Annotated in this window: 17 protein-coding genes and 1 tRNA gene; 10 read left to right on the forward strand and 8 right to left on the reverse strand. The window is 64.0% G+C overall.

From position 1 onward, the window contains the following. Positions 1–143: 143 nt before the first annotated feature. Positions 144–395: a hypothetical protein gene (locus ACO06P_RS06290; protein WP_420349152.1), complete on the reverse strand. Its 252-nt coding sequence runs from the start codon at positions 393–395 to the stop codon at positions 144–146. Between the two features lie 496 nt (positions 396–891). Between ACO06P_RS06290 and ACO06P_RS06295 the strand changes: the two genes are divergently transcribed. From ACO06P_RS06295 to ACO06P_RS06315, 5 genes are all read left to right on the forward strand, one after another. Beyond that, the gene (locus tag ACO06P_RS06295; protein WP_420349153.1) at positions 892–1,395 is read left to right on the forward strand and encodes a pentapeptide repeat-containing protein; all 504 of its coding nucleotides are present in this window, start codon (positions 892–894) and stop codon (positions 1,393–1,395) included. Positions 1,396–1,601: 206 nt separating this feature from the next. Further along, on the forward strand, positions 1,602–2,021 hold the full coding sequence (locus ACO06P_RS06300; protein ID WP_420349154.1) for a rhodanese-like domain-containing protein: 420 nt from the start codon (positions 1,602–1,604) through the stop codon (positions 2,019–2,021). Between the two features lie 126 nt (positions 2,022–2,147). Next, positions 2,148–3,752: an ATP-binding protein gene (locus ACO06P_RS06305; RefSeq protein ID WP_420349155.1), complete on the forward strand. Its 1,605-nt coding sequence runs from the start codon at positions 2,148–2,150 to the stop codon at positions 3,750–3,752. A 32-nt stretch (positions 3,753–3,784) separates the two neighbouring features. Continuing rightward, the gene (locus tag ACO06P_RS06310) at positions 3,785–5,476 is read left to right on the forward strand and encodes an ethylbenzene dehydrogenase-related protein (protein WP_420349156.1); all 1,692 of its coding nucleotides are present in this window, start codon (positions 3,785–3,787) and stop codon (positions 5,474–5,476) included. A gap of 34 nt (positions 5,477–5,510) precedes the next feature. Then, positions 5,511–6,710 (forward strand): 2Fe-2S iron-sulfur cluster-binding protein, encoded by a 1,200-nt coding sequence (locus ACO06P_RS06315; RefSeq protein ID WP_420349157.1) that lies wholly within the window; start codon positions 5,511–5,513, stop codon positions 6,708–6,710. A 151-nt stretch (positions 6,711–6,861) separates the two neighbouring features. On the opposite strand, the gene ACO06P_RS06320 is transcribed toward ACO06P_RS06315, so the two are convergent. Then, positions 6,862–6,938 (reverse strand) — tRNA-Pro (locus tag ACO06P_RS06320). A 419-nt stretch (positions 6,939–7,357) separates the two neighbouring features. Between ACO06P_RS06320 and ACO06P_RS06325 the strand changes: the two genes are divergently transcribed. The 4 genes from ACO06P_RS06325 to ACO06P_RS06340 all read left to right on the forward strand — a co-directional run bounded on the left by ACO06P_RS06325 (position 7,358) and on the right by ACO06P_RS06340 (position 11,958). Further along, complete coding sequence (locus ACO06P_RS06325; RefSeq protein WP_420349158.1) at positions 7,358–8,380, forward strand: TAXI family TRAP transporter solute-binding subunit; 1,023 nt, start codon at positions 7,358–7,360, stop codon at positions 8,378–8,380. 279 nt (positions 8,381–8,659) lie between these two features. Further along, positions 8,660–9,802: a TRAP transporter substrate-binding protein gene (locus tag ACO06P_RS06330; RefSeq protein WP_420349159.1), complete on the forward strand. Its 1,143-nt coding sequence runs from the start codon at positions 8,660–8,662 to the stop codon at positions 9,800–9,802. A 159-nt stretch (positions 9,803–9,961) separates the two neighbouring features. Beyond that, positions 9,962–10,588, forward strand: a complete 627-nt coding sequence (locus ACO06P_RS06335; protein ID WP_420349160.1) for a TRAP transporter small permease subunit — start codon at positions 9,962–9,964, stop codon at positions 10,586–10,588. Next, entirely contained in the window at positions 10,588–11,958 is a 1,371-nt protein-coding gene (locus tag ACO06P_RS06340; RefSeq protein WP_420349161.1) for a TRAP transporter large permease, read from the forward strand. Before ACO06P_RS06335 ends, ACO06P_RS06340 begins: the two co-directional genes overlap by 1 nt. Positions 11,959–12,058: 100 nt before the next feature. On the opposite strand, the gene ACO06P_RS06345 is transcribed toward ACO06P_RS06340, so the two are convergent. The 6 genes from ACO06P_RS06345 to ACO06P_RS06370 all read right to left on the reverse strand — a co-directional run bounded on the left by ACO06P_RS06345 (position 12,059) and on the right by ACO06P_RS06370 (position 19,563). Beyond that, positions 12,059–13,183 (reverse strand): DUF2336 domain-containing protein, encoded by a 1,125-nt coding sequence (locus tag ACO06P_RS06345; RefSeq protein WP_420349162.1) that lies wholly within the window; start codon positions 13,181–13,183, stop codon positions 12,059–12,061. A 286-nt stretch (positions 13,184–13,469) separates the two neighbouring features. Continuing rightward, positions 13,470–14,228 carry a DUF6969 family protein gene (locus ACO06P_RS06350; RefSeq protein WP_420349163.1) on the reverse strand — a complete coding sequence of 253 codons (759 nt, stop codon included), beginning with the start codon at positions 14,226–14,228 and terminating at the stop codon, positions 13,470–13,472. Positions 14,229–14,333: 105 nt separating this feature from the next. Next, positions 14,334–15,215 carry a formylglycine-generating enzyme family protein gene (locus ACO06P_RS06355; RefSeq protein ID WP_420349164.1) on the reverse strand — a complete coding sequence of 294 codons (882 nt, stop codon included), beginning with the start codon at positions 15,213–15,215 and terminating at the stop codon, positions 14,334–14,336. 109 nt (positions 15,216–15,324) lie between these two features. Next, on the reverse strand, positions 15,325–15,753 hold the full coding sequence (locus ACO06P_RS06360) for a universal stress protein (RefSeq protein WP_420349165.1): 429 nt from the start codon (positions 15,751–15,753) through the stop codon (positions 15,325–15,327). Positions 15,754–15,779: 26 nt separating this feature from the next. Beyond that, on the reverse strand, positions 15,780–18,425 hold the full coding sequence (locus ACO06P_RS06365; RefSeq protein WP_420349166.1) for a TRAP transporter permease: 2,646 nt from the start codon (positions 18,423–18,425) through the stop codon (positions 15,780–15,782). A 154-nt stretch (positions 18,426–18,579) separates the two neighbouring features. Then, positions 18,580–19,563, reverse strand: coding sequence for a TAXI family TRAP transporter solute-binding subunit (locus ACO06P_RS06370; RefSeq protein WP_420349167.1), 984 nt, complete (start codon positions 19,561–19,563; stop codon positions 18,580–18,582). 287 nt (positions 19,564–19,850) lie between these two features. On the opposite strand from ACO06P_RS06370, the gene ACO06P_RS06375 reads away from it, so the two are divergent. Beyond that, the gene (locus ACO06P_RS06375; RefSeq protein ID WP_420349168.1) at positions 19,851–20,456 is read left to right on the forward strand and encodes a DUF2946 family protein; all 606 of its coding nucleotides are present in this window, start codon (positions 19,851–19,853) and stop codon (positions 20,454–20,456) included. The last annotated feature ends 19 nt before the right edge of the window (positions 20,457–20,475 follow it).

Raw genomic sequence — 20,475 nt, forward strand, 5'->3', positions numbered from 1 at the left:
CGCCCCTGCTGATCGCCCCGGCGCGCTTCCCCTCCCCCGCTTTCTCCATTCCTGGACCCTGAGCCGTGTCTTCGACCCTGAGTCGTCTCGGCGGCATGGCTTGCCGGGGACAGCGACGCTCCAGGGACCGCCTGATCAGCGGTTCAGGCTTCCTCTTCCATGAGCTGGCGCCACTCGCCCAGCCAACTCAGTTCATCGAGAAACGCCATAAGGCGCACGCAGAGGGCAACCGGATGCGGTATCTGAGTGCTACCCGAAGCCCAGCGCCGCACGGTGCGGTCATTGACGCGCAATTCGCGGGACAGCGCGGTCTGCCAGCGCGCAGTGCCATAGAGCCGACTGCAGATGCGGTCCAGCTCTGCGGCCGTCATGCTGCCTTCTGTAGCGCGTTCCATCAGCAGGCCCTCCACAGCTCGTCAGTTGTAGCGACTGAAGGATGATTATAGGGCTATTCGTCCAGAATCGCAAACCGGAAATGGACAAATAGCCCTATTAATTCCTTTGATATGACAAATAGCCCTATCTAAATCGACCAAATTCTCGATTTTCTGAGCTTTATAGGTTATATTGCCCTATTAATTTTAACAATACCTTCCATATCGCAAATATTTTCTCTTGACCGACGTGTTTTTCGTTGACACCAAGGGAAGAATAGAATATCTTCTCAGAACACTAAGCATTGAGACACATATTGTTTCATTCCTGATCTGAAACACCCGCATCGCATCTTTAGTGTCTCGCGTGAAAGTGACCGCAGTCGCATATTCATTATTTGGGGGTCGATTTTCATCGACCCCCTTTTTTTGTTCACAGGAACCGGATGCCGGTCCGCAGCGGGACCGCCGAGAGAGAAACGCCAGAAGGCAATGCAGAAGTCAGGAGACCAGGCAGATGAGTATCTTTCCGGAATTCATTACCCGCGATCGCCCGCCGCAGTCGGTATTGATCCGCCGGCGGGTTTCGGAACGCCAGCTGAGCCGGCTGTTGCGCAGGCATGCGCTCTATCGGGCCGGCGCCCGAGACGGCCGCCGGGCGGTCCTGCTGCGCTGCGATCTTTCAGGTCTGGATCTGAAGGGGGTTGATCTGAGCGGAGCGGACATTCTGGAGTGTGACTTCAGCGACGCCGATCTCTCCGGGGCGCAGCTTCAGAACGCCACCCTTGCGGGGTGTTGCTTTGAGAACAGCCGGCTGGACGCGGCCAATCTCGCCGGGGCCGACCTCTCCCGCTCGGACTTCGAGAACGCCGATCTGCGCGGCGCCGACCTGGCCGATGCCACCCTCTCGGGAGCGCGCCTGGGCCGGGCCGAGCTTGGCGAAAGCCCCCATACCGGGCTGCCGACCAACATAGACACCCGGCTGCTTGACCGGGCGATGATGCAACTTAGAAGACAATAGCTGCATCAAATCCCCTCACAGGTGCACTGCGGTCGTGAACCAGGAAAACCTAATAGACAGAATAGGTTCCTGGCTACCGGATGGCGCTGCTATCCGGACCGATTCATCAACCATAAGGTTCTTTAACCTTAGGTTTTAATCTCACATCAGTTTCCAGTAACTAAATTGTGAGCTAGTATGGCGCTGTCCTATGGGAGTGACTTGCGATGGTGAGGGCGTTTATTGCCGTGCTTCTGGGACTGGGCATCTCCGCTCAGGCTCTTGCCGCCGAGGAAACACCGTTGCAGCTGCGCGGCGTCACCGTGGTGACCGCAGAGCAGCTTCAGCCGATGCTCGATCAGGGCATTTTCGTTTACGACCTGCGCAAAAAGGCGTCTTACGTCGATGGTCATGTGCCGAGCGCACAGTCGGCAGCCGCATTCTATGACGCGGCCAGCACATCCCTGGACACCAGCTTCCTGGGCTCGAACAAGTCCGACCGGATCCTCTTTTACAGCCATGGCACGACGGGCTGGAAGAGCTACTGGGCGGCGAAGCGGGCCGTCGAAGCGGGATATGAAAACGTGATGTGGATGAGAGGTGGGTTTGCCGAGTGGGCAGCCAACGGGTTTCCCGTCGCTCGCTGACTCCACGTCCTGCTGACGCGGGGGGAGAGGATTGCGTCTGCGGCAAGATGAGAGGGCTCGCGTTTGATCCGCCGGGCTCAGTGGATCGGGTGGTTCGGTAAGATAAGGACCCAGGCCCAAGTGGCCATGGCGTTCTTTCTGCTTGTGCTGTTCGCACAGTTCGCGGCCCTCTCCTACGCTCTCCAGCGCGACCACGCCCTGATGCAGGACATCGTCGAAGAGAACGAGTCCTCGCGCAAAGCCATCGACTCGCTGGCCGACAACCTCGCCCTGCTCAGCTACCGCATTATCGGGGTCAGCGGCGGCATCTACGCGGCCCAGAGCATCGCCTACGAATTGCCGGGTCTCGGCAACCGGATTATCGAGGGCTGGGGCCTCGTCGACGAGCGCCTCTCGGACTTCTCCGACGAGCAGACCAAGCGCCGCGCCGCCGTCGCCATCAAGGGGCTGCCGGCATTTCTTGAAAAGACGCGCCGGCTCTTTGAAGAGACCGGCCCCCTTCCGACAGCCGAGGAACTGGGCAGGCTGGAGCGCAATCACGATGAGTGGCTCGACTACCGCAGCGCGCTCAACGTCTTCACCGATACGGTGCGCAGGCGGGTCGCCGAGCATTCCGCGGAGAACTTCCAGGAACTGCAACGCATCCAGTCGAAGCTGTCTGCCTGGTCTGCGGCCGCCTTCGCCAGCGGCCTGATCGCTCTTGCGCTGACCTGGTACCTTCTGGTCTTCCGCATCGCCCGTCCGGTCACCAACCTGGTGACCGCGATGCGGCGTATCGCGACCGGTGAGATCTCGACCGAAGTTCCCAACCTGAACCGCGCCAACGAAGTGGGCGACATGGCGCGAGCGGTTCAGGTCTTCAAGGCCAAGTCCATCGAAAACCAGCGCCTTCACGAAGAAGAAGCCAAGCGCAATGCCGAACTGGCCTTGGCGCGCGACGATGCCCAGGCCGCCAACAGGGCAAAGTCGGAGTTCCTGGCCAACATGAGCCATGAACTGCGCACGCCGCTGAACGCCATCATCGGCTTTTCAGAAATGATGCAGCGCGAACTGCACGGGACACTCGGCAATCCGCGCTACAACGAATATGTCCAGGACATTCATCATTCCGGCCGGCACCTGCTGGAAATCATCAACGACATACTCGATATCGCTAAGGTTGAGTCGGGAAAACTCGAGCTGCGGCAAGAGACAATCGACGTCGACGACCTGCTCGCCGCCTGCACCCGCCTGATGTCTCAGCGCGCCACCAGTGCCGGCGTGGCCTTGCGGGTCGAAACCGAAGCACCCTCGATAAAGGTGGTCGCCGACAAGACACGTCTCAGGCAGATCCTTCTCAACCTTGTCTCCAATGCCATCAAGTTCACGCCAAGTGGCGGAACCGTAACGCTAAAATCGAGCGCTCCGGCGGATGGTTCCAGGCAGATCGAGGTCGTCGACAGCGGGATCGGCATGAGCGTCAAAGAGATCGCGTTGGCCATGCAGCCTTTCACGCAGATCGACCATGCCATGTCGCGTCGCTTCGAGGGCACGGGGCTCGGCCTGCCGCTGACAAAGGCTCTGGTCGAACTCCACGATGGTGAGCTAAGGTTGAAAAGCGAACGCGGGGTCGGCACGACAGCGACGGTAGTCCTTCCGGCATCTCCTGCCGGGACGACGGCCGGAGACGATCAGGGGCCGTCGGCTCCGCAGGAACGGGAAGTGATGCAGTTCAGCCGTTTCGGACGGTAAGGCCGGGGCGCCGCAGCAGGGGGAGGGCGACCGTGAAAAAAGTCGAGGCGCCGGGGCCGGCAACGCCCCCGGCAAGACCCAATGCATGGCAACACAGGCTGAGAAGCGACTTCGCCACAGCCATCCTTCATTGGGTCATCGTCGCCCTGTTCCTGGTCAGTCTGGCGACCGGCCTGAGAATAGCCAGCGACGCGCTGGACGCCTCCTGGACCTCCGCCATCGCCGCGATCCTGCCCCAGGGCGATGTCTACGTTCTGCATATCTGGTCCGCCTGGGCCCTGATGGCCGCCTGCGGCGCCTACGTGCTGTTCCTGATTGCCGCCCGGCTGGTCCCGCGGGTTGCCCTCGATGCCAGCCGTATCCGGGCTCTCGGGTCTCATGACCGCCGTACGCGCTGGCAGTCGATCAATGTGCTGATCTACTGGCTGGCCTTTGCACTGGTCGCGATCGCGACCGGCACGGGCAGCCTGATGTACTTCAATCTGCTGACCGACACACAGGCCCTGGTCACCACCCTTCACCGCATTGCCGCCTGGACGCTGCTCGCCTACGTCCTGCTGCATGTCCTGGCGCAGTGGGCCATGGCCGGCTGGCGCGGGCTGTTGAAGATCCTGACGCCGCGGCTGGCCTATGCGGCTGCCGCTTTGGTGGCCCTGGGCGGCGCCGGGGCGCTGGCGGCCGGGGTTTTTGCGCTCGACCGGATGACCCTGGAGAGCCTGGTGATCGCCGAGGCGGCGGAGCCGCCGCGCCTGGACGGGGAGGTCGCCGATGCCGCCTGGCAAGAGGCAGTGCCGGTCACGGTCGAAACCCACAAGGGCGCGAACCTGCCGGACGGCACCATCCCCGTGCGCGTGCGCGGCGTGCACGACGGCGAGAGTGCCTACCTGCTCTTCGAGTGGCCCGATGCGACCCGCAGTCAAAAGCATCTGCCGCTTGAGAAAACGGCGGCGGGATGGCGGGTTCTGCAAACCGCTTTCGACAAAGCCGACGAGAACACCTTCTATGAGGACAAGTTCGCCGTGATGCTGTCACGGGAGTCCCGGCTGGCGGCCCTGAGAACCTCCCATCTCGGCGCCCGTCCCCTCGATGGGCTTCCCGGCGCGAAAGGCGAACGGGGCCTGCACTACACCACCGACGGGTCGATCGTCGATGTCTGGCACTGGAAGTCTGTGCGCGTCGGCCCGCTCGGCCAGATCGACGACAACTACTTCGGCCCGCCCCGCAGGGCGCCGGACAATCCCGGTGCGCGCTACACCGGCGGCTACACCCAGGACCCCAAGACCGGCGGCGGCTTCACGATGAACTGGGAGGCCTTCGACACCGGCATAGTGCAGCCGCGCTGGCTGCCGCGCTCGCCCGAGGTGCTGGCGGAACGTCTGGGCGCCGTCTCCCTCGACCCGGAAACCGGCGACGAAGGGCTCTGGTGGCTGCCGCGCAGCCTGATGGTTCCCGCAACGCCCGAAGCCGACGCGCAGTTCCCGGTCGGCACGGTGATGCCCAGCGTCATCGTGGAGGAGCCCTTTCAGGGGGATCGCGGCGACGTGGCGGCCGTCGCCCGCTGGCAGGACGGCTGGTGGCGCATGGAGGTGCGCCGGAAGCTGGCGGCAACCTCCGACTATGACGTCACGATCGGCAAGGACACGTACCTCTGGGTGTCGGTCTTCGACCACACACAGACCAGGCACAGTTTTCATCTAAGACCGTTGCGGATCGATCTGCGCTAACGGTCCATCAGTGAACAGCGGGGGGATCGTCGCCATGCCCAGACTGACCATCAGACAGTGGCCGCTGCCGGTGGAGACCGGCCGCGCGACGCTCCTGGATGCCGCGCTGTCGTCCGGGGCGCCCTTCCCGCACGGCTGCCGCACGGGCGAGTGCGGGGCCTGCAAGAGCCTGTTGCTCAGCGGCGAGGTTACGATGGCCCACTACGATCGCGAGATCCTGACCGATGCCGAGAGGAATGCCGGCTTCATCCTGGCCTGCCGGGCCAGACCGCAGAGCGATGTTCACATCTCCTGGATGGGCGGATCGGCGGAGGTCCAGCTGCCGATCCGGCGCATGAGCGCCCAGGTGACCAACATCGAACGCGTGAGCCCAACGGTGTGCCGCCTCTACGTCTGGCCCGAGGAACCCCTGGAATTCGCAGCCGGGCAGTTCGTCCGCCTGCGCTTTGCGGGCCTTCCCGCGCGGGCCTACTCGATGGCCAACACACCGGGAGATGAGGCGCTGGAGTTTCATGTCCGCGTGATCCCCGGCGGCGCCGTCAGCGAGCACATCGACAAAGTCCTGAAGGTCGGCGACCGCGTGCAGATCGAAGGGCCCTTCGGCAACGCACATCTGCGCCCGGAGGACAGCAGTCCGCTTGTGCTCGTCGCCGGCAGTTCCGGCCTGGCGCCGGCGAAGTCGATTATGCGGACCGCCCTGCGCCAACAGCCCGACCGCCGTGTTCACCTCTACTTCGGGGTGCGCAGCGAAAGCCACGTCTATGACGAGAGCGAACTGCAGGTCCTGGTGTCGCGTTACCAGAACCTCAAGATCGACACCGTGCTGTCCGAACCCGAGGGACGCACCAGCCGCCGCACCGGGACGCTGGCCGACGTCGTGGCGCAGGACCTGGTGACCCACACCATGGCGCAGTTCTACATGGCCGGCCCGCCGCCGATGGTCAGTGCGGTCTCGAAAGTGGTTACCGACTTCGGGATCCGGCGCGACCAGATCCATGCGGACCCCTTTCACGCCGGCGGCGCGGCGGGCAATGCGGAGGAGCCCGCCGGCAGCCGTCTGGGGCGCGTTGTCGCGCGGCTCCGCGGCCTGTTCCCCATCCGCCGGGGCAGTAAGCGCCCGGACAGCGCCGCAGACGCCTCGGCGGCCGATGCCTCCGGGAACGACGCCCCGGCGCCTGTTCCCGATCGGCCTGCAGGCGCGGACAGCGGCGCGCGGCCGCAGCCTCCGGCCTGACGGCCACTGCGCCACAGACATCTGCGCGCGCAAGGCCGTCGGTGCGTTTCTCGTGATGATTTCAAGGGCAACGCGGGGCGGTCTCCGCCGCCGCGCCCTTTGCCGGACCAATCTGCCTCGCAAGCCGCCGGCCGGCTTGCGCCCTGGCGATTGGTCGGGGAGAGAGGATTCGAACCTCCGGCCCCTACGTCCCGAACGTAGTGCTCTACCAGGCTGAGCTACTCCCCGGCGCGGCGCGTTATAGCGAGTCCCCGGGCCCAATGCAATCCGGGACTTGCCGCGGCTTCGCCCCGGCTCGGGCCCGCCGTGGATGCGCCAGAAGCGCCGAAATGCCGCTTAACCCGGGCTTAACGAATCGGAGGAGACTCTGAGATAAGTAACGAAAAAAACAGGGTTGACGGACAATCTGGGGTTGGGTCCAGTGCGGGTCGGCTGGCGGGCCCGCCGTCGGGGCCCAGCCATTGGCACACGCGGCAGAGAAAAAGGGCAGGCCCGCGGTGGAATGACGACGGCAGATCCTGGGACGGCAACCGCAAGCAAAGCGGTTTCCGGTGGGTTCGGGGATGTGGCTGCCGGCCTGTACTGAGAAGCCGATGGAGAGGCGCCCCGCGGCGTTGAAGGGCTTGGTCTTTAGGAATGGATGACTGATGAAGCTGTTTTGCAAGGCTGCCGCAGTGTGGGCACTCGCGTTGTTGGCCACGCCGCTGGCAGCAGACCAACTGTCCCTCTTTCGGATCGGCACCGGCGGGATCGGGGCGACCTATTATCCGATTGCAGGCCTCGTTGCCCAGGCGATCAGCAATCCGGCGGGGCACTGCGAGCCGGACGAGATCTGCGGCGTCCCCGGGCTGGTGGCCGTGGCCCAGTCGTCCAGCGGTTCCGTCGCAAACGTCCGCGACATCGTCGGCGGGCGCATCGAGTCCGGTTTCGTGCAGTCGGATGTGGCCTTCTGGGCCTACAGCGGCGTCGGCGCCTTCGCCGAGGAAGGCCGCCAGACCTCCCTGCGCGCCATCGCCAACCTCTACCCGGAATCCTTTCACATCGTCGTGCGCAGGGACAGCGGCATCGAAACCGTGCGCGACCTCTCGGGGCACCGGGTCGCCATCGACGAGGCCGGCTCCGGCACGCTGGTCGGCGCACAGTTGGTGCTCGAGGCCTTCGGCCTGGGCGGCGATGCGGTCTCTGTTTCCTATCTGAAGTCGGATGACGCCATCGAGAAGCTGGTGAACGGCGATCTCGATGCCTTTTTCCTGATCGCCGGCTATCCGGCCAAGGTGATCGAGTGGGCCAGCGAACAGACGGCGATCCGGCTGGTTCCGATTGACGGACCGGAAACCGAGGAGTTGGTCAGGGTCAACCCCTTCCTACAGACCGACGTCATCCCTGCGGCCACCTACGATGGTATCAGCCAGGTGCCGACCCTGACGGTGGCCGCGCAGTGGGTGACCCGTGACGATGTCAGCGACGAGACCATCTACGGCATCCTCGAAGCCTTGTGGCGCAGCGATGCCCGCCGCCTCCTCGACCGCGGCCATGCCCAGGGACGGGTGATCCGCCTGGAAACCGCACTGGAGGGTGTCGGCATCCCGCTGCACGCCGGCGCGCTGCGCTTTTACCGCGATGTCGGAGTGCTTCAGCGCCGGTCGGAGCGCGTCAGAACCACCAACTGAGCAGCAGATCAGCCCGGGCGCGCCGCCCTGGCTGTCGCAAGCCAAGCCTGCGCATTTTCCCATATCTCCCCGGGCTTTGCAGCGACTGCTTGTAAGCAGACAAGTTAATCCTATTGCCTCGGCTTTGGGCTTGTTCGCCGGAGTGCCTTAAGCTAGCTTCACAGCACTTTGGGGGATTAAAAACACTGTGTTCAAACACGCCTGAGATCGCGGTTTTGAAGAACAAGCTGCGCGCCCAATATCCGAGCGCGCGCAATGCGAAAGGGAGGACAAAGGCGAATGGGTGGCTCTAAAGGCTTCTTGCTGCTGGTCGTGGGCTTGATCATCGGCCTCGTCGTGGGTGGGGTCGTAGGCACGCAGTACCTTGGCCAGGAAGAAACGGCAATGGCGCCATCACCGGCTCCGGCGCCACAGAGCGAGGCTTCGGCGCCCACCGAGCCTCCTGCGGCCGCAGGTGCGCGTGTCCGCTGGAACATGGGCAGCGCCTTCGGCAGCAAACTCACCCAACTCGGCACGCTGGGCGTGAGCCTTTCCGAGAAGGTGGAACGTTCGACCGGCGGCAACATCGTTCTGAGATTTGCTGAGCCGGGGGCCCTGGTGCCCCCGCTGGAAATGTTCGATGCGATCTCGGCCGGCTCGCTGGATGCGGCCTGGTCGACTCCGGGCTACTGGGTCGGCAAGGACGAGACCTTCGCCATGTTCTCCGCCGTGCCCTTCGGCCCGCGCGCCGGCGAGTACCTCGGCTGGATGTACTACGGCGGCGGCAAGGAGCTGATGGACGAGCTCTACGGCCAGTTCAACATCAAGTCGATCACCTGCGGCGTTATCGCACCGGAGGCCTCCGGCTGGTTCCGCAAAGAGATCAACTCGGTGGAGGACATGAGAGGCCTGAAGATGCGGTTCTTCGGCCTCGGCGCCAAGGTGATGGAGAAGATGGGCGTTTCCACCCAGCTTCTGGCCGGCGGTGACATTTTCCCGGCTCTGGAGCGCGGCTCCATCGATGCGACCGAGTTCTCGATGCCGGCCATCGACCTGAACCTCGGTTTCTATCAGGTGGCCAAGCACTACTACTTCCCCGGCTGGCATCAGCAGGCGACCCTGTTCGAGCTGATGATGAACAAGGACAAGTACGACGCGCTTTCCGAGACCCAGAAGGCTCAGCTTGAGATGGCCTGCGGCGACAATGTGCGCGAGGGCCTGGCCGAGGGCGAAGCGATCCAGGGTGCGGCGCTGGCCGAGCTGCAGAGCAAGGGCGTGACCATCCATCGCTGGCCGCCGGAAGTCTTGGACAGCCTCAACAACGCCTGGACCGAGATCGCGAGCGAGCTGGCTGCGGAAAACCCGAACTTCAAAAAGGTTTGGGACTCCTACAGCGCCTTCCGCGAGCAGTACAAGATCTGGGACGAGTTGGGCTACCTTTAATCCGGACAGCAGTTCCGGACGCCCAGGCATCTCCCGGTCCGCAGGGTCGGGCCTGGTTTAAACGGCGCCGGAGTTCTGGAAAAAGAACTCCGGCGTTGTTTTTTAAGCAAGGCTGGCCGGCCGCAGGAAACCCTTAGCAGCAGAGGGTGGAGTGACATCATGGAACTGCTGATGCGCGTCAGCGAGGGCTTGGACCGCATCGTCGTCAAGGTCGGCAAGATCGCCGCCTGGGCGGGACTGCTCCTGATCCTCGTTACCGTGTTCGACGTCGTGACCCGACGCTTCTTCGTTCTCGGCTCGACGAAGCTGCAGGAACTCGAGTGGCACTTCCACACCATCCTCTTCGCCTTCTGCCTGGGCTTTGCCTACCTGAAGGACGCCCACGTGCGCATCGACCTCGTGCGCGAGAACCTCAGCGAGCGCACCCAGTGGTGGATCGAACTCGCCGGCTGTCTGCTGTTTCTCCTCCCTTACTGCGCGCTCGTGATCTACTTCTCCATCGACTACACCTACAAGTCCTTCGCGACCAACGAGGTTTCCGCCTCTGCCACCGGGCTGACGCACCGCTGGATCATCAAGTCGGCAATCCCGCTGGGCTTCATCTTCCTCGCCCTCAGCGGCGTGGCCGTGGTTCTGCGCAAGATCGTCGAGCTTTTCGGCCCGGAACGGCTGCGCCAGCAGGTCCACGACATCGAAGAGGCGGAGGCCGAGCACATCGAAGACATCACCCTTCCCGATTTTGACAAGCAAGATGACGCCGACCGGCGGGACGGGGAGCGGCGCTGATGGAATTCTATATCGAGGACTACCTGCCGCTGTTCATGTTCGCCGCCCTGGCGGCCCTGCTGTTCAGCGGTTATCCCGTGGCCTTCGTGCTTGGCGGAATCGGCCTCGCCTTCGGCTTCATCGGCATGTACTTCGAGGTTTTTTCCTTCATCCAGTTCTTCAACGTCGCCCCGCGCATCTGGGGCGGCATCGCCGAGAACCTGGTCCTCACGGCCATTCCCATGTTCATCTTCATGGGCACCATGCTGGAACGCAGCGGCGTGGCCAGCGACCTGCTGCACTGCCTGCAGGTCCTGCTGCGCCGGGTGCCAGGCGGTCTGGCCCTGTCGGTCACCCTGATGGGCACCATCATGGCGGCAACCACGGGCATTATCGGCGCCTCGGTGGTGATGATGACCCTGCTGGCCCTGCCGGTCATGATGAAGCAGAGCTACAACAGCCCGCTCGCCACCGGCACCATCGCCGCATCGGGAACTCTGGGCATTCTCATTCCGCCCTCGATCATGCTGGTCATCATGGCCGATCTGCTGGCGCGCTCGGTCGGCAACCTCTTCGTCGCCGCCATCATTCCGGGCTTCATGCTGGCCAGCTTCTACATGCTCTACATCCTGGTGCTCTGCCGCTTTAAGCCGCAGCTCGCACCGCCGCTGTCTGCGGATGAAGGCCCGGCGTCGATGGCAGGACTGCTGTTGCTCGTGCTGCGGTCGTTCATTCCGCCGCTCTTCCTGGTGTTTCTCGTGCTTGGGTCCATCGTCTTCGGCTGGGCGACACCGACGGAGGCCGCGGGCGTCGGCGGCGCCGGCGCAATCCTGCTGGCGATGCTGAACCGACGGCTGAGTTTTGCCGTCCTGAAGGAGGTCATCGAACGCTCGGCGCTCACCGGAGGCATGCTGTTCGGCATCTTTATCGGCGCTACCTGCTTCTCCTATGTGTTCAGGGCGCTGGGCGGCGACGAGATCGTCATCGAACTCGTGGAGAGCCTCGGCTTCGGCTCCTGGGGACTGCTCTTCATCCTGATGGGGATCGTCTTCTTCCTCGGCTTTTTCTTTGACTGGATCGAGATCACGCTGATCGTGCTGCCGGTCTTCGCACCGATCATCGCCGAGCTGGACTTCGGCGAACACGTGCAGGGCGTCGAGGTCATCTATTGGTTCGCCATCCTTCTGGCAGTGAACCTGCAGACCTCCTTCCTCACGCCGCCCTTCGGCTTCGCCCTGTTCTACATGAAGGGCGTGGCGCCGCCGGAGGTGAAGATCCAGCAGATCTACAAGGGCATCATTCCCTTCGTGCTGCTGCAGCTGACAGGGCTGGGCCTGGTGATCGCGTTCCCGGACATTGCCCTCTGGCTGCCGCGCGTCCTGCTCGATTGACCGGAGGGGATCGGCCGCTTCCAAACAGGCGAACGGCGCCGACCCCTGCCGGGTCGGCGCCGTTCTTCTTGGTCACGCCAGAGGTAAAGGTCGCTACCGGTCAGGCAGCCAGCTGGTGCAGCTTGGACATCAGGTAATCGATATCGTCCTGGGTCATGGTCGAGGACGGGTCTTCGAACTGGGTCAGCAGGCGCTCGATCACCCGGCTGACGAAGCGCTCGCGGTCATTGCGACCACCGTCGTAGTCCTCCTCTTCGAGAATGTTGACGGCGGTGTTGACCGCGGCCAGCAGCCGCGGCGGCATCTTGGCTTTCTGGTAGATGGACCTCAGGCCGAGGTCGCCCTCGTCATGGATCAGCATCCGCGCGTTCTTCAGCGGCACGTTTGCGAGGCGGGCCATGGCCGCCTCGAAGAACGAGAGATCGCCCACGCAGAGTGCCCGCATGATCAAGGAGGCCGTCAGACGGCCGTTCACATGCAGCTGGAAGACCAGCTCCTCCAGCTCTTCGTCGGAGGACCCGCGGCTCAACAGACTGACCGTCGCACGCTCGCGCGTCTGGAGGATCAGGTTGCTGGCGGCATCGCTGGAGAGGTTGTGTTTGCTGACGAGATAGTCCTGCAGCTTATCCGCCATGGCGGCAACCAGCTGCTCGGAGATGCTGGCCGGCAGCTGGGAGCGCCTGGCCAGGGAGTCCGAAACCGCTGCGCTTTCGTCGTAGTCGCTGATGACACGGCCCAGAGCGTCTTCGCTGAGCTCCGCGCCTTCGTTCGCCACGAGCCGCGCCACCGCAGTCTCGTTGCCGGTGTCGATCAGGGCGTCGGCGACGGCGCCGGAAACGTTCTGCCGCTGGGCGATGGCGACCTGCTTGGCCTCTGCATCCTCGCCGCGCACGATGGCGATCAGGTCGTCGTCGGTCAGAACGTCGGAGAACTTCAGAACCGGCAGCGCCACGCTGTCGACATCCTGGGCCAGGCTCAAGGCGATGTCATGGGGCAGATCGGCGGTGGTCTTCAGGTTGGCGGCAAGGGCCTCGCGCACGCGGGTCTCCGCGTCCTGGGCCAGCTTGCGGAAGATCTCTTCCGCGATCTTGCGCTCCGCGTCGGTCATGCGCGGGTGCTTGCGGTCGTACTGGGCCGCAATCTTGGAGGTGGTCTCCGCCCGCACCGACGGCGAAGGATCCGCCATCAGACGTGCAACGTCGCTCTGAGAAAGATGTCCTGTCATGTGTCTCTCGATCAGCCCGCTTCTTCACTCGCCTCGGGTCTGCAGCTTCCTCTGCGGTCTCCACTCGACCATAGGCGGCAGTCCCACCTAAGCAGTATGGGTGGCTGGCGTTAATTCATGCTTAAAATTTCCCAACATTGGCGCAGCTCGGCCGGCCGGAGCGCGCAGGGGGCGGGCGGCACCGCCCCTGGGCAAAATGCCTTGAATTTCAATCTATAATTGAGTTTATCTTGCCGCGTTCCTGGCCCCATCACTGGGCTCGCCACTGGGCCCGCCCCTGGGCCTGTCACTGTCGGCCGAGCAGGACCTTCGCGATGGACTGGATCTGCCGGTCCAGGTCGATGTCGAGGTAGGAGGTCACCTCCAGATCCCGATCCTCAAAGACGTCGCGGTCGGCATAGAGCTGCTGCCACTGCGCGATCTTGCGGTCGCGGGCCTCTACAAGGTCGATGATCTGCGGTTTGTAGAGTTGGACCATGGCGGTGACCCAGCGGTTCACCGGCCAGGAGGGCTGGGCGTGGTCGATCTTGAAGTAATCCAGCAGAACGGCAACGTCGGGCGCGCTGTACCAGACCTCCCCCGTCACCCAGCGGTTCACCGTAAAGATGCGGAACGGCAGCCCCGCAGGCGTCATGGAGATCGCGATCAGGTGGCTGAGCGCGTCATTGGGGTCTTTCGGGGCGACATAACCGGGCACCTGGGCGGGCTTGATCCCCGGCGGCATGCCCTTGGGCCGTACAAAGGTGTGGAAGTGGCCATGCTCGCCCTCGAAGCGCTGCTCCGGCGCGTGAGCGTGATAGTAGAACTGGCCGTGGGTCTCGTGGTCGTAGACATCGCCCGGCGGATAGTGGTCCCACTCGTAGAAGGTGCCGTTGTTCTTCAGCAGTTCGCCGACGATGTTGTCGCCGGTCTTGGCAAGGATGCGATGGACCTCCGCGACTTCGCGTCCGGCCTCGGCCATAACCTCCAGGGCCTCGGTGGAGAGCTGCTCCAGCGCGATGTCGTGGTCGAGGGCGCTGTCCTTGATCTGTGCTTCGCTTCTCATCGTTCCTGATACCTACTGACCCCGGCCTGCCAATACGAGACCTCTGCGCATCACTTCGCCGTGAAGCCCGGGATGCCCAGGGGGACCCTGCATAATAGGATAACCTTAATCTACGATCAGGCGAAAGCCGATGAGTATGTGCTTCAGCGTCCGGGGCCGGCTGTGCTGGGCTGCCGGGCGGCAGACCCCGCAGCCGCTGTCGTCCCAGGAGCCGCCCTTGACCAGAAACCGCCCCTCGCCCTGCGGGCTGGCGGTCCACTCGAAGACCTGGCCTGCCGCGTCCAGCAGGCCGTAGGGGCTGGCGCCTGCCGGAAAACGGCCGACCGGCAGCGTATCGAAGGGCCCCTGGTCGTGGCTGTTGAGGCGCGCCGGGTCCCAGGCATCGCCCCAGGGAAAGCGCCGCCCATCGTCGCCGCGGGCCGCCTTCTCCCACTCGAGGACGCCGGGCAGGCGCCACGAACGGCCGGTCTCGGCGCTCAGCCAGGCGGCAAAGGCCTCGGCATCGCCGTGAGAGACCAGGACCACGGGGTGGTCCTCCCGCCCCGGCGGCGGCCGGTCACCGCGCCAGGCATGGCGCCGGGTGCGCTCATAGGGGTGGATCAGGCCGTAGCCGGCCCAGGTCCGGGGGTCGACATCGGGGGCCGGGTGGCCGCTGGCGGCCACAAAGGCGGCGTAGAGACGATTGGTGATCGGCGTGCGGGTGATGGCAAAGCCCGGCACGGTGACGGCTCCGCGGTCGCGCTCCCCCTCGTACCAGCGGCCCTCCCGGGTGCGGCGATGGCCATAGGCGGCCTCATCCAGCAGATAAGCGGCCTCCCGTTCGGCCCGGTCGGACCCTGCGATAAAGGACCCGGCGGGGACCGCAATCACCTCCGGCACGCGCCAACCACCGGTGCCTGCCAAGGCCGCCGCTGGAAGAGCCGCCAGCGCAGTCATCCCGCCGAGCAGGACCCGTCTCGAGGTGAGGATCGGAAGACCGCCAGCCATGGTACGAGCTTAGCCAAGTCCGCTCCGCCCGATCCACTGACGGTTTATCACGATTTGGGCATGAGAGCCCCAGCCAAAGCGTCGTGGCTGCGCCCGCGTCTCCCTTGCGTCAATCCCGCACCACGGTGACCGAGCAGTTGGCGTGACGCACCACCCGGGCCGCGTTGGGGCCCAGGAGATAGTCCTGAAGCTCGGGCCGGTGAGAGGCCATGACGATCATGTCCACCGGATGCTCCCGGGCGAAGCGCAGGATCTCCTCGTAGATGGTGCCATGGGCGACCACATGCTGCACCTCGACGTCGCCGGGAATGGCCTCTTGAACGAAGGCATGGAGCTGGCTGTTGGCCTCCTCCAGGGCCTGTTCCTCGAAGTTGGCCGGAAAGAACCCGCTGACGATGCTCATGCCGAAATCCGGCACGATGGTCATGACGTGAAGACGGCCGTGAAACGCCTTGGCCATCTCGACCGCCGCCGTCACGGCCTTTTGCTGGGTTTCCCGATTGCCCAGATCGACCGGCAGCAGAATGTCCTTGAACATAATCCCGTGTTCCCTTTTGACGGTGACTAGGCGGTGGCCTCTGCGAGCTGCTTGCGCCGACGCCCGCGCTGCATGGCGATGATCAGACCCAGCAGCAGCAGCGCCGGCAGATACATCAGCTCCTTTGGCAGCTGGTCGAGCGGCTTGTCGACGACAACGATCTTCTGATCGAACTCCAGCCCCGCCGCCTCGGCAGCCGTGTCAAAGCCCGCATTGTCGATCACGACCTCGTCGCCGTCGATGAAGAGTTCCAGCCCCGCCGCCAGCAGACGTTCTTCTCCGGTCTCGCCCTCGCCCAGCGGCAGCAGCGCCACGAAGCTGCGCGGGTTGCCCACGGCATCGAGGCCATCGACCCGGAGCCGCAGAACGTCACCGGCCTGCATGCGGTCGGCAACCTCGATGATCTCGACCGGCGCGACCTCCTGCGTCGGCGGTGAGATCATGTCCATCCAGAAGCCGGGCCGGAAGAGGGTAAAGGCGATGAGCAGCAGCAGCACGGTCTCGTAGGCCCGGTTGCGGGCCAGGAAGAATCCCTGCGTCGCCGCCGCGAAGATCAGCATCGCCGCTGTCGCCACGATGAAAACGACGATGCCGCCGGCCCAGCCGACGTTGATGAGCAGCAGGTCGGTATTGAAGATGAAGAGGAACGGCAGCAGGGCCGTGCGCAGGGAATAGAAAAAGGCGACGAAGCCGGTCTTGATCGGGTCGCCCCCGGAAACCGCCGCCGCGGCGAAGGAAGCCAGCCCCACAGGCGGCGTCACGTCGGCCATGATGCCGAAGTAGAAGACGAAGAGGTGCACCGCGATCAGCGGCACGATCAGGCCGGCGTCCTGGCCCAGTTGCACGATCACCGGGGCCAGCAGCGCGGACACGACGATGTAGTTGGCCGTCGTCGGCAGGCCCATGCCGAGGATCAGGCTGAGCACGGCGGTCCAGAGCAGAATCAGCAGGATGTTGCCGAATGACAGGATCTCCACCAGGTCAGCCAGCACCAGCCCGACGCCGGTCTGCGAGACCGAGCCGACGATGACACCGGCGGTCGCCGTCGCGATGCCGATGCCGATCATGTTGCGGGCGCCGGCCACCAGGCCGTCGGTCAGCTCGGCAACGCCCTGTGCGAACCATGTCCCCAGTGCGGAGTCGTTGCGGAAAAAGGCGAAGATCGGACGCTGTGTGATGACGATGAACATCATGAACGCCGTCGCCCAGAACGCCGACAAGGCGGGCGAGAGACGCTCGACCATCAGGCACCAGATCAGCACGATCACCGGCAGCAGGAAGTGCAGGCCGGATTTGATCGTCGGTCCGGGCTTGGGCAGGGACACGATGGGCGAGTTCGGATCGTCAAGCTCCAGGTCCGGGTAGGTCGAACAGAACCTGACGATGGCGACATAGACCGCCGACAGCAGAATTGCGATCACCCAGCCGGAGGCATCGCCGGCCACCCCCTTGATCCAGCCAAGTCCGTAGTAAACGGCGAAGGAAAGACCGCAGACCAGGGCGATACCGAAGGCCGTCATGATCAGGAACTTCATCAGCGGTGTTGGCTCCGAAGCCCTGGGCAGGCCCTGCATGTTCGCCTTCATCGCCTCCAGATGGACGATGTAGACCAGCGCGATGTAGGAGATCAGCGCCGGAACGAAGGCGTGCTTGACCACCTCGAAGTAGGAAATGCCGACGTATTCGACCATCAGGAAGGCGGCTGCGCCCATGACCGGCGGCATGATCTGGCCGTTCACGGAAGAGGCGACCTCGACGGCCCCCGCCTTCTCCGGCGAGAAGCCGACGCGCTTCATCATGGGGATGGTGAAGGTGCCCGTGGTCACCACGTTGGCGATGGAAGAACCGGAGATCAGACCGGTCATGGCGGACGCGACGACGGCAGCCTTGGCGGGCCCGCCGCGATAGTGCCCCAGCAATGAGAAGGCGACCTTGATGAAGTAGTTGCCTGCCCCCGCCTTGTCGAGCAGCGCACCGAACAGCACGAAGAGGAAAACGAAGTCGGTCGACACGCCAAGGGCGACACCGAAGACGCCTTCCGTGGTGATCCACTGATGATTGACCACACCGGCCAGGGAGACGCCCTTGTGGGCGATGAGATCCGGCATGTACTGGCCAAAAAACGTGTAGATCAGGAAAATCGAGGCGATCACCGTCAGCGGCGGACCGAGCGCGCGGCGGGTCGCCTCCAGCAGCATGACCATGCCCACGCAGGCCACCACGATGTCCATCGTATTGGGGTTGGCCGGGCGCAGCGAAATCGCGTCGTAGAACCAGAACAGGTAGCTGCCGCAGAAAGCCCCCACCAGGGCCAGAACCCAGTCCTGTACGGGAATGTAGGCGCGCGGCGAGCGCTTCATGGCCGGATAGGCGAGAAACGCCAGGAAGATCGCAAAGCCCAGGTGGATCGAGCGGGATTCGGTGTTGTTCAGAACCACCGGAAGGCCGGTCAACTCGGTCACGACAAAGGGCAAGGGCGAAGCGATCCAGACCTGAAACAGCGACCAGATCGCGGCCGTCCAGAGGATCACATGCAGAGGAAAGCCCGTGGGCGCCCGCCCGCCGGTATCCGCAGAAGCAACGAGGTCCTGCAGGTCCTCGTCGGACATCGGCGTGCCCTCGGCGCCGCTCTGCGCAGCCGTTACCTGCCCACTGCTCGGTTGGTCTGCCATAACTGTCCCCCGCTCTTCAAAGCCGCACCGATGGCCGTGCCGCTTTCGTCCCCTAATGGTGCGCCTGCAGTTTCGCAGGTCTTTTTGGGCAGTTTTCTGCCTGAAGTATCAGGAATCTGGATGGGCGGCCGAAGCCGCCCATCCCGAGGCCGGATTACATCCAGCCGCGTTCTTTGTAGTACCGCTCCGCGCCCGGATGCAGCGGGGCCGAGAGGTTGTTGGTGATCATGTCCTCTTCTTTGAGGTTGGCGAAGGCCGGGTGCAGCCTCTTGAAGCGGTCGAAGTTATCGAAGACCGCCTTGACCACCTGGTAGATCGTGTCCTCGTCCGCATTGGTCGAAGACACGAAGGTCGCGCCGACGCCGAAGGTCTGCACGTCATCGGCGGTACCGTCGTAGGTCCCGCCGACGACCGTGGCCTTGGCGTAGTAGGGGTTGTCGTTGGCCAGAGAGTCGATTTCCGGACCCGTCACGGGCACGATCACCGACTCACAGGAGGTGGTGGCTTCCTTGATGGTGCCGCTGGGGTGGCCGACCGTGAACACGATGGCGTCGATCTTGTTGTCGCAAAGCGCCGCCGCCTGTTCCGCGGACTTCAACTCGGCCGCAAGCCTGAAGTCGCTCATCTGCCAGCCGAGCTTGTCCATCACCACTTCCATGGTGCCGCGGGCGCCGGAACCCGGATTGCCGACATTGACGCGCTTGCCCTTCAGATCGGCAAAGGTCTTGATTCCGGAATCGGCCCTGGCCACCACGGTGAAGGGCTCAGGATGCACGGAGAAGACAGCGCGCAGATCCTTGTTCGCGCCGTTCGGAAACTTGTCCGGCGCCGATCCGTTGTAGGCGTGGTACTGCCAGTCGGACTGGGCGACGCCCATGTCCTGTTCGCCGTTGGCGATGGCGTTCAGGTTGGCAACCGATCCACCCGTCGAAGGCGCCGTGCATTTGATGCCGTGGTCCTTCTGGCCCCGGTTGACCAGTTTGCAGATCGACTGCCCGACGACATAGTAGACGCCGGTCTGCCCGCCGGTGCCGATGGTGACGAACTTCTCGTTCGCCTGTACAGCCGCCGGAGCCGCCGCCAGGAGGGCGGCCACCGACACGCCCAGAACGGTGGACTTCAGAGTAAGATGCTTCATCAGTTCTTCGCTCCCGACCTTTTCGGTCTGAGTTGATAGTAGTGCCTGACAGGCCCGCCTTGGCGGACCGGCCGCTCTCCCCCCGATATGATAATCAGGTGCACGCTCGGAACGAATTCTGAGAAACGACGCAGAGCCGCGCGTCCGGACCTTTCGCGGTCCGGCCGGCAGTCTCCCGGCGGCGTAAGATTTAACGCTGCGCGTCGCAGAATCGCTGTTCCCTGTGCCATGGGCCGGTGATTGGCTCACCGTTCTTATGGGCCTATTCAACACAGTTCCGCTGCTCAATGTCCACCCCGTTGTTGTGGGCGTACAATCCGATTTACGAGAGAACAGATGTAGAATTCAACTTGCGGCGCTCTGTCGCAAGGCAGGCGCTGGCTTCGCCCGGAAAACTGCCCTATCTTCCGCGGGTTATGGAGGGCAACCTGCGGCGGAAAGGCACAGCTAAGCGGAGGAAACCGCAGGTTTTCCGCCGTGTCGCCGCCGTTCTCGCCATCGTTGCTCTCTGCGGCCACGGCCTGGCGATGCTTCTGGCAGATGCCCTGCTGTCCGCCGCAGAGGCCAGACCCCACGAAACGCCGCTGACCATCGAGCTTTGCACAGCTGAAGGCGTGGTCCTCGTCCAGCTGCCGCAAGGGACGCAGGCGGACCACAGCACTGCTCCCGGCGCCGAAGACACCCCAGGCGGGCATGGCAGCGGCAGCGGCACCTGGCACGACTGTCCGATCTGCACCGTCTTCCTGCAGCAGTCGCTGGTCGCCCCGGCCAGCCTGGCCTCGACCCCCGATGCGCCCGCGGAAACAGCGCTTGGTGGGGCCGGGCGATTCGTGTCTCCCCGGCAGGCAATCGCGTTCGACTGTCAGGCGAGAGCGCCGCCGATTCGCGCCTGAGCGCGCCTCTCCAGGCTTA

This window comes from Pelagibius sp. (assembly GCF_965227505.1).
Lineage (GTDB): Bacteria > Pseudomonadota > Alphaproteobacteria > Kiloniellales > Kiloniellaceae > Pelagibius.

Bases quoted from the DNA above. Each gene is read 5' to 3' on its own strand.
- ACO06P_RS06315 (WP_420349157.1), top strand. From the start codon at position 5,511: ATGCCCAGACTGACCATCAGACAGTGGCCGCTGCCGGTGGAGACCGGC.
- ACO06P_RS06330 (WP_420349159.1), top strand. From the start codon at position 8,660: ATGGGTGGCTCTAAAGGCTTCTTGCTGCTGGTCGTGGGCTTGATCATC.
- ACO06P_RS06375 (WP_420349168.1), top strand. From the start codon at position 19,851: ATGTCCACCCCGTTGTTGTGGGCGTACAATCCGATTTACGAGAGAACA.
- ACO06P_RS06370 (WP_420349167.1), bottom strand. From the start codon at position 19,563: ATGAAGCATCTTACTCTGAAGTCCACCGTTCTGGGCGTGTCGGTGGCC.
- ACO06P_RS06290 (WP_420349152.1), bottom strand. From the start codon at position 395: ATGGAACGCGCTACAGAAGGCAGCATGACGGCCGCAGAGCTGGACCGC.
- ACO06P_RS06340 (WP_420349161.1), top strand. From the start codon at position 10,588: ATGGAATTCTATATCGAGGACTACCTGCCGCTGTTCATGTTCGCCGCC.
- ACO06P_RS06305 (WP_420349155.1), top strand. From the start codon at position 2,148: ATGGCGTTCTTTCTGCTTGTGCTGTTCGCACAGTTCGCGGCCCTCTCC.
- ACO06P_RS06295 (WP_420349153.1), top strand. From the start codon at position 892: ATGAGTATCTTTCCGGAATTCATTACCCGCGATCGCCCGCCGCAGTCG.
- ACO06P_RS06335 (WP_420349160.1), top strand. From the start codon at position 9,962: ATGGAACTGCTGATGCGCGTCAGCGAGGGCTTGGACCGCATCGTCGTC.
- ACO06P_RS06325 (WP_420349158.1), top strand. From the start codon at position 7,358: ATGAAGCTGTTTTGCAAGGCTGCCGCAGTGTGGGCACTCGCGTTGTTG.
- ACO06P_RS06345 (WP_420349162.1), bottom strand. From the start codon at position 13,183: ATGACAGGACATCTTTCTCAGAGCGACGTTGCACGTCTGATGGCGGAT.
- ACO06P_RS06355 (WP_420349164.1), bottom strand. From the start codon at position 15,215: ATGGCTGGCGGTCTTCCGATCCTCACCTCGAGACGGGTCCTGCTCGGC.
- ACO06P_RS06365 (WP_420349166.1), bottom strand. From the start codon at position 18,425: ATGGCAGACCAACCGAGCAGTGGGCAGGTAACGGCTGCGCAGAGCGGC.
- ACO06P_RS06300 (WP_420349154.1), top strand. From the start codon at position 1,602: ATGGTGAGGGCGTTTATTGCCGTGCTTCTGGGACTGGGCATCTCCGCT.
- ACO06P_RS06360 (WP_420349165.1), bottom strand. From the start codon at position 15,753: ATGTTCAAGGACATTCTGCTGCCGGTCGATCTGGGCAATCGGGAAACC.
- ACO06P_RS06350 (WP_420349163.1), bottom strand. From the start codon at position 14,228: ATGAGAAGCGAAGCACAGATCAAGGACAGCGCCCTCGACCACGACATC.